Annotated in this window: 13 protein-coding genes; 9 read left to right on the top strand and 4 right to left on the bottom strand. The window is 60.3% G+C overall.

Annotated features, from left to right (window positions below):
- Window positions 1-94: 94 nt before the first annotated feature.
- Entirely contained in the window at window positions 95-382 is a 288-nt protein-coding gene (locus ACWHXD_RS30185; RefSeq protein ID WP_138762012.1) for a hypothetical protein, read from the bottom strand.
- Window positions 383-507: 125 nt separating this feature from the next.
- Here ACWHXD_RS30185 and ACWHXD_RS30180 point away from each other — a divergent pair, with 125 nt between their 5' ends.
- A complete protein-coding gene (locus ACWHXD_RS30180) occupies window positions 508-1,167 on the top strand; it encodes a glutathione S-transferase family protein (protein ID WP_138762013.1) in 660 nt (219 codons plus the stop codon).
- A 96-nt stretch (window positions 1,168-1,263) separates the two neighbouring features.
- Here the strand turns inward: ACWHXD_RS30180 and argH are convergent, their stop codons facing one another.
- On the bottom strand, window positions 1,264-2,658 hold the full coding sequence (argH, locus tag ACWHXD_RS30175) for an argininosuccinate lyase (protein ID WP_020302866.1): 1,395 nt from the start codon (window positions 2,656-2,658) through the stop codon (window positions 1,264-1,266).
- Between the two features lie 501 nt (window positions 2,659-3,159).
- On the opposite strand from argH, the gene ACWHXD_RS30170 reads away from it, so the two are divergent.
- The 7 genes from ACWHXD_RS30170 to ACWHXD_RS30140 all read left to right on the top strand — a co-directional run bounded on the left by ACWHXD_RS30170 (window position 3,160) and on the right by ACWHXD_RS30140 (window position 9,548).
- Entirely contained in the window at window positions 3,160-3,906 is a 747-nt protein-coding gene (locus ACWHXD_RS30170) for a LytR/AlgR family response regulator transcription factor (RefSeq protein WP_098950059.1), read from the top strand.
- 138 nt (window positions 3,907-4,044) lie between these two features.
- Window positions 4,045-4,986 (top strand): hydroxymethylbilane synthase, encoded by a 942-nt coding sequence (gene hemC, locus ACWHXD_RS30165; protein ID WP_098950060.1) that lies wholly within the window; start codon window positions 4,045-4,047, stop codon window positions 4,984-4,986.
- Window positions 4,983-5,741, top strand: a complete 759-nt coding sequence (locus ACWHXD_RS30160) for a uroporphyrinogen-III synthase (protein WP_098950061.1) — start codon at window positions 4,983-4,985, stop codon at window positions 5,739-5,741. The genes hemC and ACWHXD_RS30160 overlap by 4 nt, the downstream gene beginning before the upstream one ends.
- An 18-nt stretch (window positions 5,742-5,759) precedes the next feature.
- Complete coding sequence (locus tag ACWHXD_RS30155) at window positions 5,760-6,875, top strand: uroporphyrinogen-III C-methyltransferase (protein ID WP_032894572.1); 1,116 nt, start codon at window positions 5,760-5,762, stop codon at window positions 6,873-6,875.
- Window positions 6,876-6,880: 5 nt separating this feature from the next.
- Entirely contained in the window at window positions 6,881-8,122 is a 1,242-nt protein-coding gene (locus ACWHXD_RS30150) for a heme biosynthesis protein HemY (protein ID WP_032894573.1), read from the top strand.
- A 236-nt stretch (window positions 8,123-8,358) separates the two neighbouring features.
- Window positions 8,359-8,880: a disulfide bond formation protein B gene (locus ACWHXD_RS30145; RefSeq protein ID WP_098950062.1), complete on the top strand. Its 522-nt coding sequence runs from the start codon at window positions 8,359-8,361 to the stop codon at window positions 8,878-8,880.
- Between the two features lie 209 nt (window positions 8,881-9,089).
- Window positions 9,090-9,548, top strand: coding sequence for an Rsd/AlgQ family anti-sigma factor (locus ACWHXD_RS30140; RefSeq protein WP_032894575.1), 459 nt, complete (start codon window positions 9,090-9,092; stop codon window positions 9,546-9,548).
- Between the two features lie 52 nt (window positions 9,549-9,600).
- On the opposite strand, the gene ACWHXD_RS30135 is transcribed toward ACWHXD_RS30140, so the two are convergent.
- Window positions 9,601-10,278, bottom strand: a complete 678-nt coding sequence (locus tag ACWHXD_RS30135; RefSeq protein WP_138762014.1) for an FKBP-type peptidyl-prolyl cis-trans isomerase — start codon at window positions 10,276-10,278, stop codon at window positions 9,601-9,603.
- Window positions 10,279-10,470: 192 nt separating this feature from the next.
- Here ACWHXD_RS30135 and ACWHXD_RS30130 point away from each other — a divergent pair, with 192 nt between their 5' ends.
- Window positions 10,471-11,658, top strand: coding sequence for an AlgP family protein (locus ACWHXD_RS30130; RefSeq protein ID WP_138762015.1), 1,188 nt, complete (start codon window positions 10,471-10,473; stop codon window positions 11,656-11,658).
- Here ACWHXD_RS30130 and ACWHXD_RS30125 read toward each other — a convergent pair.
- Entirely contained in the window at window positions 11,655-12,119 is a 465-nt protein-coding gene (locus ACWHXD_RS30125; protein WP_032894577.1) for a TIGR02444 family protein, read from the bottom strand. The genes ACWHXD_RS30130 and ACWHXD_RS30125 overlap by 4 nt on opposite strands.
- Window position 12,120: the final 1 nt, after the last annotated feature.

Here is a 12,120-nt window from a genome sequence, read left to right as displayed (position 1 = left end):
AGGACTCCAGACTTTCTAAAATTTATTAGAGGCTAGCAGGCCATAAGGTGAACGCACTTTGCCGAACTGTCCAGCGTGTTGCTGCGTGCCGGGGTTATTGCTTTTCCGGCGGCAGCTCGGGCAGTGCCCGCAATGCCGTTTCATACCACTCGGTATTGAAGGCGCGGTCTTCGTCCAGCATGGCGTCGATCTCGAAGGCCAGCACGTGAGCCATCAGATTGAGGATGTCGTCGCGCTCGTAACCCACCAGGGTCAGTTTATTGAACGTAGCCTTGGCCGCTGGCGGGTTATCGTTCTCGATCTGGTTCTCGATGGCTTCGATCAGCGTGTTTTCGGTAAATTCTTCTTCTTCGTCGTGGTCGATATCGGTCGGCTCGCTCATGGCAGGCTCCTCAAGGAAAGGGCGCCAGTCTACCCCCATTCAGGGGGATGATGCTGCTGGTCAGGGTGCCCTCGAGGATCTATAACTCTTGCAGCCAACCCCACACCCGGCCTGGAGGCTTTGTGATGCTCAAGCTTTACGGATTTTCGGTCAGCAACTACTACAACATGGTCAAGCTGGCGCTGTTGGAGAAAGGACTGCCCTTCGAAGAAGTGCCTTTTTACGCCGGGCAAACCCCCGAAGCCTTGGCGGTAAGCCCGCGCGGCAAAGTGCCGGTGCTGGGTGTGAAGCAGGGGTTCATCAACGAAACCAGCGTCATCCTCGAATACCTCGAGCAGAGCCAAGAAGGCCCTGCGCTACTGCCCGCCGACCCGTTTGCGCGGGCTCAGGTGCTGGCGCTGTGCCGTGAGATCGAGCTGTACATCGAGCTGCCTGCGCGGGCGTGTTACGCCGAGGCTTTTTTCGGCATGACGGTGCCGGAGGCGATCAAGGAAAAATCCAGGGCCGAGTTGCTGCTTGGGATGGGTACGTTAGGCCGGCACGCTAAGTTTGCGCCTTATGTGGCGGGGGAGAGCTTCACCCTCGCGGACCTGTATTTCATGTACAGCCTGAACCTGGCCTGCGGTGTGGGCGAGAAGCTGTTTGGGCTGGACCTGCTGGCGCAATTGCCGAAAGCGAAGGCGTTGTTGGCGCGCCTGAATGAGATGCCCAATGCGCAGAAAGTTGAGGCGGACAGGCAGGCGGCGATGCCGGCATTCATGGCGATGATTGCAGCCAAGAAATAACCAATGTGGGAGGGGGCTTGCTCCCGAAAGCGGTGGGTCAGCTAAGATTTTCTTGTCTGATACACCGCCTTCGGGAGCAAGCCCCCTCCCACAGTTTTAGCGGCTGGCGAGCAATTGCTGGCCGCGCACGACCGCTGCCTTGACCTGCGCCGGCGCAGTGCCGCCCACATGGTTACGGGCATTCACCGAGCCTTCCAGGGTCAGCACGGCAAATACATCCTGCTCGATCTGGTCGCTGAACTGGCGCAGTTCTTCCAGGCTCATTTCCGCCAGGTCTTTGCCGGTGTCCACACCGTACTTCACGGCGTGGCCAACGATTTCGTGGCAGTCACGGAACGGCAGGCCACGGCGCACCAGGTAATCCGCCAGGTCGGTCGCGGTGGAGAACCCACGCAGGGCCGCTTCACGCATGATCGCGTGCTTGGGCTTGATCGCCGGGATCATGTCGGCAAAGGCACGCAGCGAATCGCGCAGGGTGTCGGCGGCGTCGAACAGCGGTTCTTTGTCTTCCTGGTTGTCCTTGTTGTAGGCCAGTGGCTGGCCTTTCATCAGGGTCAGCAGGCCCATCAGTGCGCCGAATACACGGCCACTCTTGCCACGCACCAGCTCTGGCACGTCGGGGTTTTTCTTTTGCGGCATGATCGAGCTGCCGGTGCAGAAGCGGTCCGGTAGGTCGATGAACTGGAATTGCGCGCTGGTCCAGAGCACCAGCTCTTCGGAGAAGCGCGACAGGTGCATCATCGCGATGCTGGCGGCGGCGCAGAATTCGATGGCGAAGTCCCGGTCCGACACGCCGTCCAGTGAGTTGCCGCCCACGGCGTCAAAACCCAGCAGTTGTGCGGTGTACTCACGGTCGATCGGGTAGGTGGTGCCGGCCAGTGCCGCGCTGCCCAGCGGCATGCGGTTGGCACGCTTGCGGCAATCGACCAGGCGCTCGTAGTCGCGGCTGAGCATTTCGAACCAGGCCAGCAGGTGGTGGCCGAAGGTCACCGGCTGTGCGGTCTGCAGGTGAGTGAAACCGGGCATGATGGTGTCCGATTCGCGCTCGGCCTGCTCCAGCAAACCTTTTTGCAGGCGGGTGATTTCGCCCAGGATCAGGTCGATCTCATCGCGCAGCCACAGGCGGATATCGGTGGCGACCTGATCGTTACGGCTACGGCCAGTGTGCAATTTTTTGCCGGTCACGCCGATGCGATCGGTCAGGCGTGCCTCGATGTTCATGTGCACGTCTTCGAGGTCGACGCGCCAGTCGAACGTCCCTGCCTCGATCTCACCGCGGATGGTGGTCAGGCCGTCGATGATGCTGTCACGCTCGGCATCGGTCAGCACGCCGACCTTGGCCAGCATCGTGGCGTGGGCGATGGAGCCCATGATGTCGTGGCGGTACAGGCGTTGATCGAAGGTGACGGAGGCGGTGAAGCGCGCGACGAAGGCGTCGACGGGTTCACTGAAGCGGCCGCCCCAGGACTGGTTGGTCTTGTCGGTGCTCATGGATTCGCTCGTGATCTGCTTAAAAGAGGCATGAAGGTGTGCCGGCGATCATAACAGGGTTGCCCGTGGAGGCGGTGCTGCGGGTGGTCGGCAATTTTATTTGTGTAAGAGATGGCTAAGTGCCTTGCCGCCGACCGCATCCAGGACGAGACTGGAGGCAGGTACTTATTGAAACGATATTTGACGATTGAGCAATGTCGCCTCAGTGAGCGTCTACAGTTGGACTGATAGTGTGTGAATGCACCAAAGTCGGGTGATGCGGTCATAACCAGACTATCCATTAAACAGGGGGGTATTCGGATTGTTTATCAGTGAACCCTACGACGATGCCCGGAGGCAGCGGGTCTTGGGCGCTATTGAACAGGTCCGGGTAAATTTGGGTGCCATTCTCAGGGCACTTTTTGCCGCTCGCGCTAGTCTTAGCGTGGATCGCTGTGACGTCAGTCACCGCACCTGTCTACGCTATCCTTGTGCGAGACTCACGCAGGAATCCAGCGCAATATGAATGTCCTGATCGTTGATGACGAACCCCAAGCCCGCGAGCGACTGAGCCGTCTGGTCAGTGAACTCGAGGGTTATACAGTCCTTGAACCGAGTGCCACCAGCGGCGAAGAGGCGTTGACGCTGATCGACAGCCACAAGCCGGATGTAGTGCTGCTCGATATCCGCATGCCGGGCTTCGACGGCCTGCAGGTTGCCGCCCGCTTGAGTGAACGCGAATCGCCGCCCGCCGTGGTGTTGTGTGCGGCGCAGGAAGAGTTTTCTGCACAGACGCTGGAAGACAGCGGTGTCAGTTTTCTCATCAAGCCGGCCACGGCCGAAGCCTTGCTCAAGGCCCTGAAAAAAGCCGAGCGCCCCAGCCGTGCCCAGCTGGCTGCCTTGACGCAGCCGGCTGCGCAAAGTGGTAACGGGCCACGCAGCCATATCAGCGCGCGTACCCGCAAGGGCATCGAGCTGATCCCACTCGGGCAAGTGGTCTACTTTATTGCCGATCACAAATACGTGACCTTGCGCCACGAGACCGGTGAAGTGTTGCTCGATGAACCGCTCAAGGCCCTTGAAGACGAGTTTGGCGAACGTTTCGTGCGTATTCATCGCAACGCGCTGGTCGCCCGTGAACGCATCGAGCGCCTGCAGCGCACGCCCCTGGGGCACTTTCAGCTATTCCTGAAGGGGCTCAATGGCGATGCCTTGATCGTCAGCCGACGCCATGTCGCTGGCGTGCGCAAGATGATGCAGCAGCTTTAGCCCGAGGGCTGCGGCGCGGTCTGCGTTCCTTATCCCGGTGCGACGTGGCCAGGGAGGCCCCGCACTTGCTGATTCAAATCAAAGCGTATTTGCCTGAGCTGTTATTATCCGTCGTATCTATTCAGTACGGATTGATCCATGTCCTCTCGCGAAATCCGCATCGCCACCCGTAAAAGCGCCCTGGCCTTGTGGCAGGCCGAATACGTCAAAGCACGCCTTGAGCAGGCCCATCCCGGCCTCAAGGTAACCCTGGTGCCCATGGTCAGTCGCGGCGACAAGCTGCTGGACTCGCCGCTGTCGAAAATCGGCGGCAAGGGCCTGTTCGTCAAGGAGCTGGAAACCGCGCTGCTGGACAACGAAGCCGATATCGCCGTGCATTCGATGAAAGATGTGCCCATGGACTTCCCTGAAGGCCTGGGCCTTTTTTGCATCTGCGAGCGCGAAGACCCGCGCGACGCCTTTGTTTCCAACACCTTCGCGTCCCTGGACGAATTGCCGCTGGGCAGTATCGTCGGCACCTCCAGCCTGCGTCGCCAGGCCCAGTTGCTGACGCGGCGTCCCGACCTGCAGATCCGCTTTCTGCGCGGCAACGTCAACACGCGCCTGGCCAAGCTGGACGCCGGCGAATATGACGCGATTATCCTCGCCGCTGCCGGCCTGATCCGCCTGGGCTTTGAAGACCGCATCACCTCGGCCATCAGCGTCGAAGACAGCCTGCCCGCTGGCGGGCAGGGCGCAGTCGGCATCGAATGCCGCACCGCCGACAGCGAAATTCACGCACTGCTAAAACCTCTCGATCACGCAGAGACCGAAGTGCGTGTCACCGCCGAGCGTGCCTTGAACAAACACCTCAACGGTGGCTGCCAAGTGCCCATCGCCTGCTATGCCGTACTCGAAGGCGAGAACCTGTGGCTGCGTGGCCTGGTTGGTGATCCGGACGGCGGTAACCTGCTGACCGCCGAGGTGCGTGGGCCGCAACGTGATGCCACGGCCTTGGGGATTCAGGTTGCCGAGGAACTGCTGGAAAAAGGCGCGGGTGCCATTTTGCAGAAAGTCTATGGCGAGGCCGGTCCGCAGTGACCGACTGGCGAGTGCTGCTGACGCGGCCTGCCGAGGAGTCGACGGCGCTGGCGGCAGTATTGGCCCAGCGCGGTATTCACAGCAGTTGCCTGCCTTTGCTGGAGACCGAAGCGTTGCCGGAGACCGCTGAGCAACACGCGATATTTGGCGCGCTGCCGCGCTATTGCGCCGTCATCGTGGTGAGCAAGCCGGCCGCGCGCCTGGCGTTGCAGCAGTTGGGGGGCAGTGTGCCGCCCATGCCCTGGTTCAGTGTCGGCGCGGCCACGGCCCAGATACTGGCCGATCATGGCCTCCACGTTCACTATCCCGCCACGGGCGATGACAGCGAGGCCTTGCTTGAACTGCCTGCCTTGCGCGAGGCTATTGCACTGCCGGGCGCCCGGGTGTTGATCCTGCGTGGCGAGGGCGGGCGCGAGTTGCTGGCAGAGCGTTTACGCGAGCAAGGTGCTAGTGTCGACTACCTGGAATTGTATCGGCGTTTTCTTCCGGTGTATGAGGAGGGCGCGCTGATGCAACGCATCCAGTTGGAACGCTTGAACGGCCTGGTGGTCAGCAGTGGGCAGGGTTTTTTACACTTGCACGCGTTGGCCGGCTCCGATTGGCCAGAGGTGGCACAGCTGCCGTTGTTCGTGCCCAGCCCGCGTGTATATGAAATGGCGCGGGCCGCGGGTGCAGAAAAAGTTGTGGATTGTCGCGGCGCGAGTGCCGCGGCTTTGTTAGTGGCGTTAGGGAGCTATCCCGTTCCCACTCTCTGATACACAAAGGACGGATACGTGAGCGAAACAGCCTTGCCTAAAGATGAAGCTCAGCCCGCGCTTGATGCGCCGGTCGAGACACCGGTCAGCGCGCCACGCCGTGGCAATGGCCTGGCCATCGTCGCCTTGCTGCTGGGCGCTGCGGGCGTAGCCGCCGGCGGTTGGGGGATCTGGCAGGTCCGTGCCCTGCAAGCCAGCAGCCAGCACCAGCTGGGCCAGGTGCAGACCCTGGATGACCAGTCCCAGAGCCTCAAGCAAGGCCAGCAACAGTTGGCCGCCCGCCTGGCGCAGTTGCCGGGTGCGGATGAGCTGGAAGAACGCCGCCGCCTGGTCACGCAGTTGCAGGGTGATCAGCAGCGCCTCAACCAGCGTCTGGAAACCGTGCTGGGTGCCAGCCGCAAGGATTGGCGCCTGGCCGAAGCCGAGCATCTGATCCGTCTGGCCAGCTTGCGTTTGTCCGCCTTGCAAGATATCAACAGCGCCCAGTCGCTGGTCCAGGGTGCCGACGAGATTCTTCGCGAGCAGAGCGACCCAGGGTCTTTCGCCGCACGTGAGCAACTGGCCAAGAGCCTAGCCGCGCTGCGCAGCACCGAGCAACCGGACCGTACCGGCCTGTACCTGCAACTGGCCGCCTTGCGTGACCAAGTGGTGCAGCTTGCAGCGATTGCCCCGGAGTATCAGCTCACCGAGCCCGCCTCCCAGGGGCGTCCCACCAGCGATACCCAGAACCAGTTGAGCCAGTGGTGGGAACAGATTTCCCGTTACTTCCGCATCGACTTCAACCCGGATGACAACATCCGCCCATTGTTGGCAGGCCAAGGTCTGAACCAAGTGCGGCTAGCCTTGAGCCTGGCGCTGGAGCAAGCCCAGTGGGCTGCGCTTAACGGCGAGGCGGCGGTGTACAGCCGCTCGCTGGGAGAAGCGCGCAGCGTGTTGCAGGACAACTTCAACCAGGACAACCCGCAGAGCAAGGCGATGCTGGCGCGTATCGCTGAGCTCGAGCCCAAGGCCGTGTCGGTGGTCACGCCTGACTTGGCCGCGAGCCTGGCCGCTGTGCAGGCGTACCTCGAACGTCGTCATCAGTCTGCCGACGAAGCCAAGGCCTCGGCTGGCAAACCGGCGACCCAGGAGTAGAGCTGATGAAGCGTTTCTATGTGATCCTGGTGCTCGCCATTGCGGTCGCCCTGGCCCTGGGCGTGGGCATTTCGAAGCACACCGGCTACGTGTTGATTACCTATCCTCACTTGCTGCATTACGAATCAAGCCTGTGGGCGACATTGGTGGCGCTGTTCGCCATTGGCCTGGCGATTTACCTGATCCGCGTGTTGTGGAGCCTGGTCACCACATCCGGTGGCGTGGTCAACCCTTGGTCACGACGCAACCGCAGCCGTCGTGTGCAGATTGCTATCGAGCAAGGCCAGATGGACCTCGCCGAGGGCCGCTGGGCCAGCGCCGAACGCCACCTGCACCGCGCCGCCGAAGCAGAGCGTCAACCCCTGCTGTATTACATCGGTGCCGCCCGTGCGGCCAATGAACAGGGCCGTTATGAGGAATCCGACGGTTTGCTGGAGCGCGCGCTGGAGCGCCAGCCCCAGGCCGAACTGGCCATTGCACTAAGCCATGCGCAATTGCAGATGGATCGTGGCGATACGGAAGGTGCCCTGGTCACTCTTCAGGCGATGCATGAGCGTCATCCGCATAACGCGCAAGTGCTGCGTCAGCTGCAACGCCTGCATCAGCAGCGTGGCGATTGGTCTTCAGTGATTCGCCTGTTGCCTGAGCTGCGCAAGGACAAAGTCTTGCCTGCCAATGAGCTGGCTGAGCTGGAACGTCGCGCCTGGGGCGAGAACCTGAGCCTGGCTGCCCAGCGTGAAGAGCAAGGCGAGGCGGGGTTACAGTCCCTGGAGCGCGCATGGGAGCAACTGACCGCTGCCCAGCGCCAGCAGCCACAATTGGTGTTGGCGTATGCCGATCAACTGCGTCGATTGGGCGCCGATGCCAAGGCCGAAGAAGTGCTGCGTGGTGCGCTCAAGCGCGGTTATGACAGTCACCTGATTCGGTTGTATGGCCTGCTGCGCGGCAGTGATCCTGCGCGCCAATTGAAGTTTGCCGAAGGTTGGCTCAAGGACCATCCAGGCGATGCCAGCCTGTTGCTGACGCTGGGCCGTCTGTGCCTGCAAAACAGTCTGTGGGGCAAGGCGCGCGATTATCTGGAAAGCAGCCTGCAAGTACAGCGCAATCCCGAAGCCTGCGCCGAACTGGCTCGCCTGCTGGCCCAATTGGGCGACACCGAACGCAGCAACCAGCTGTTTCAGGAAGGCTTGGGCTTGCTCGACAATCGTCTGCTGTCCTCGCCGCTGCCGGTGCCTGCACGAGTTTGAAGTAGGAAAGGGTGAGTGGATTGGCTCGGACCGATCCGCCCCCGGACCCTTAAAACCCTGCAAACACTCGGTTTAACTGGCCTTGTTGCTAATTCCTACTTGTTGTAACTGAATTTCCTCGGGCTCGTGGCGGGATGTCCTTATGTTTTCGAGGAAATGTCTGCTCTAGGGCGTATTGAAAGGGATCGGGCCTTTCCTCTACCGTAGCGACCTATCTCTTGCAGTGCGGATAAACAATGTCTTTGGCCCCTTTACGCTCTTTGTTTTTCCTGGCGTTCATGGCGGGTGCGCTGACGTTGGGCGCGTCTTTCTACCTTCAATACGGCGCGCTGCTACGACCTTGTTTTCTATGCCAGGTACAGCGCCTGTTCCTCGCGTCTTTTGCATTGATCAACCTGATTGCCGTGCTTCACAAGCCTGGGCGTTCCGGCCTTTGCCTGTACGGGCTGGCGAGTATGGGCTGTGCGTTGCTGGGCGCCATCACCGCAGGCCGGCAAGTGCTGTTGCAGAACAGGCCGGCAAGTCAGGTGGGGGATTGCTGGCCCAGCCTGCAGCACATGCTTGAAAACCTGTCTGTCTGGCAGGCAATGCGCTCGGTGTTCAATGGCACGGTCGATTGTGTCGAAATCAACTGGACGCTGTTTGACTTGAGCCTGCCTGAGTGGAGCCTGTTGTTCTTCGTGGCGATGCTGATCCTGGGGCTCATGCAGGTGTCACGGTTGTTGTTCGGCAGGCATTTGCGCCTCGCAATGCCTTGAAAACGAGACTCAGGTTGTAGGAGCGGATTAAACACTTGTATGAACATTCTCTCCTGCGTACCTTGAAGCCATAGTCATGCGGGCATAATCTGGCCCGCACGCGTTATCCAAACCGCTTGTCAGACGCGGCCTTGTCCGTCTGCTGCTTCATCCTTGAAGTGTTGCGCAGGTACAGAGCTGCGGCGCCCCAATAGGGAAGAGAGATCATCATGTTGGAAAGTTGTCAGAATGCTCAGGAACGCTGGGGTGGGGTGCACAAGCTGATCGACAGCTGGTTGAAGGCACGTCACGAACTGGTTCGGGCCTTTGATGCTCTCGGCGCCAAGCCCGAAGCGTTGGCCGAGAATCGCGAGACATTGCAAGATTTCTGCGGTGTGCTGGTGGACTACGTGTCTGCCGGACATTTCGGCGTCTATGAGCAACTGACCAAGGAGGCCGAAGCCTTCGATGATCAGCGTGGTCTGGAGTTGGCAGAGACGATTTATCCGCGCATCGATGTGATTACTGAAAAGCTGCTGGCGTTCACCGACCTGTGTGATGCCGGGAAATGTGTTGCGGAAAAATTCAAAGAATTGGGCGCGCTGTTGCATGAGCGTTTCGAGCTGGAAGATTGCTTGATCGAAGTGCTGCACAACGCTCACAAAGAAGAACCCGCCACCCAGGCCTGAACCTGATGGCGAGATAAAAAAACGGTGCGCATGTCGCACCGTTTTTTATGGATCAGTGGCGAGTACCGAGCAGTTCAATTTCGAACACCAGCGGCGTATAGGGTGGGATCAACTCACCTGCGCCGTCTGCGCCATAGGCCTGTGCCGAAGGAATTACCAGGCGCCATTTTGCACCCACCGGCATCTGTTGCAATGCACTGCTCCAACCGCTGATCACGCTGTCCAGGCGAAACCATTGCGGTTGCGTACTTTTGTCGAAGACGGTTCCATCAGGCAGTCGGCCCACGTATTTCACCTGTACTTCATCGCTGGCCGACGGCTTGTTGCCAGTGCCGTTTGCCAGCTCGGTGAGCAGGATGCCGTCGGCTAACTGACGAACGCCGGCGGCGGCTTTTTCCCTTGAGAGAAATTGCTGCTCGGCAGCCAGTGCTTTTTCGCTTTGCGGCAGTTGGGCGTCGGCGGCATTCTGCGCTTCGTGCTGCGCGAGGATCTGTTCGATGCGCGCGTTATCCAGCGCCAGGGGTTTGCCTTGGTAGGCTTGTTTGAGTCCGTCGAGCAGGGCCTGTATCTGCAGGTCGGGGACTTCCTGGCGCAACCGTTCGCCAAGGCTTGCGCCCAGGCTATAGGCAAGGTCGTGCGGGGCTACGGCGGTAGTGTTTGACGAGGGCTGCTCGCTTGCATCGGCCACGCAGATCGCCAAGCCGAACACTAGAAAAAGGTAACGCGACATGGGCATTCTCCCGGCGAAAGTGCGACGGATTATGCCAGTGCGAGGGCGTAAAAAGTGGCGCGGTTTTCCGTTATATCGATAAGAATTTTCGCACGGTGCAACGCAACGCAAAGGATACTGTCAACATGCCCTAGCGGCGGTAAGAGCAGAGGGCTAGTATGAGCCGCACCCACGTCAGCCAGGAGGTAAACCATGTCGGCCAAACAGAAGCCTGTAAATACCCCGTTGCACTTGCTCCAACAACTTTCGGGCAGCCTGCTCGAACATCTGGAAAGCGCGTGCTCCCAAGCCTTGGCTGATGCAGAAAAACTGCTCGCCAAACTGGAAAAGCAACGCGGTAAAGCGCAAGAAAAACTGCACAAGTCCCGTACCAAACTGCAAGACGCTGCCACTGCCGGCAAGTCCAAGGCCCAAGCCAAAGCCAAAGGCGCGGTCAAAGAACTTGAAGAGCTGCTGGATGCTCTCAAGGATCGCCAAGCCGAAACCCGCAGCTACATTTCCCAACTCAAAAAAGACGCTCAAGAAAGCCTGAAACTGGCTCAGGGCGTTGGCCGTGTGAAGGAAGCCGTAGCTAAAGCACTGGGTGCTCGTACGCCTGCAAAAGTAGCCGCCAAGCCAACTGCTAAAACGGCTGCTGCCAAACCAGCTGCAAAGCCAGCTGCTAAAACTGCTGCTGCCAAACCAGCCGCGAAGCCAGCTGCTAGAACTGCTGCTGCCAAACCAGCTGCCAAGCCAGTTGCTAAAACTGCTGCCAAGCCAGCCGCGAAGCCAGCTGCTAAAACTGCTGCTGCCAAGCCAGCCGCGAAGCCAGCTGCTAAAACTGCTGCTGCCAAGCCAGCCGCGAAGCCAGCTGCTAGAACTGCTGCTGCCAAACCAGCCGCGAAGCCAGCTGCTAAAACCGCTGCTGCCAAGCCAGCTGCCAAGCCAGTCGCTAAAACCGCTGCTGCCAAGCCAGCCGCGAAGCCAGCTGCTAAAACTGCTGCTGCCAAACCAGCTGCCAAGCCAGTCGCAAAAACCGCTGCTGCCAAACCAGCTGCCAAGCCAGTCGCAAAAACCGCTGCTGCCAAACCAGCCGCGAAGCCAGCCGCTAAAACTGCTGCCGCCAAACCAGCTGCCAAGCCAGCCGCTAAACCTGCTGCTGCCAAACCAGCCGCGAAGCCAGCCGCTAAACCTGCTGCTGCCAAACCAGCCGCGAAGCCAGCCGCTAAACCTGCTGCCGCAAAACCGGCCGCGAAGCCAGCCGCTAAACCTGCCGCCGCCAAGCCAGCCACTCCAGCAGCCCCCACTGCCACCCCGGCAGCAGCCACCGCTCCAACTGCATCGGCCAGCAGCACTCCTGCACCGGTAGCGCCAAGCACCACCCCAACCAGCGCTTCCTAAGTGTTGGCGGCCATGACGCGCAATTGCAGCAGCGCGTCGTGGTCAAGGTTGGCGGCTTCGGTCGCCAGGCCTTCAAGCCATTCTTGCTGACCCAGCACCTCGTTGATCGACCATGCCTGCGCCAGCGCTTCCAAGCGCGCCAGCAGCGTTCTTTCGGCCTCCAGCTCCAGTGTCTTGACCTGCTCGCGTAGCGATGCCAATTGCGCATCCTGCTGAGCCAAGTCCCGCCATTGCACGCGCATTTGTCGCAACGGTTCGACAACCTGCACCCGCCACGGATGAGCGATCTGTTGTAGTGCCTGAATGCGTTCGGGCTTGTACGCCACACCTCGTTGCTCCAGCCAAGCACCACACAACAACAGGCACACGTCTGCCCCTTGCTCCTGCAAGCGCAGGCACGCGGCCTCCACGCCCGGGCGGGCATAGGTCGAAAGGGCAAAGCTCCACAGGTCAGCGCACATA

The organism is Pseudomonas fjordensis (assembly GCF_976987115.1).
Note: the sequence above shows the minus strand (reverse complement) of the source record. Positions and strands in the feature narration are given on the sequence as shown.

Excerpts from the sequence above, each read along its gene's own strand:
- ACWHXD_RS30185 (WP_138762012.1), bottom strand. The coding sequence starts at position 382 with ATGAGCGAGCCGACCGATATCGACCACGACGAAGAAGAAGAATTTACC.
- ACWHXD_RS30150 (WP_032894573.1), top strand. The coding sequence starts at position 6,881 with ATGAAGCGTTTCTATGTGATCCTGGTGCTCGCCATTGCGGTCGCCCTG.
- ACWHXD_RS30140 (WP_032894575.1), top strand. The coding sequence starts at position 9,090 with ATGTTGGAAAGTTGTCAGAATGCTCAGGAACGCTGGGGTGGGGTGCAC.
- ACWHXD_RS30130 (WP_138762015.1), top strand. The coding sequence starts at position 10,471 with ATGTCGGCCAAACAGAAGCCTGTAAATACCCCGTTGCACTTGCTCCAA.
- ACWHXD_RS30135 (WP_138762014.1), bottom strand. The coding sequence starts at position 10,278 with ATGTCGCGTTACCTTTTTCTAGTGTTCGGCTTGGCGATCTGCGTGGCC.
- argH (WP_020302866.1), bottom strand. The coding sequence starts at position 2,658 with ATGAGCACCGACAAGACCAACCAGTCCTGGGGCGGCCGCTTCAGTGAA.
- hemC (WP_098950060.1), top strand. The coding sequence starts at position 4,045 with ATGTCCTCTCGCGAAATCCGCATCGCCACCCGTAAAAGCGCCCTGGCC.
- ACWHXD_RS30170 (WP_098950059.1), top strand. The coding sequence starts at position 3,160 with ATGAATGTCCTGATCGTTGATGACGAACCCCAAGCCCGCGAGCGACTG.
- ACWHXD_RS30145 (WP_098950062.1), top strand. The coding sequence starts at position 8,359 with ATGTCTTTGGCCCCTTTACGCTCTTTGTTTTTCCTGGCGTTCATGGCG.
- ACWHXD_RS30180 (WP_138762013.1), top strand. The coding sequence starts at position 508 with ATGCTCAAGCTTTACGGATTTTCGGTCAGCAACTACTACAACATGGTC.
- ACWHXD_RS30125 (WP_032894577.1), bottom strand. The coding sequence starts at position 12,119 with ATGTGCGCTGACCTGTGGAGCTTTGCCCTTTCGACCTATGCCCGCCCG.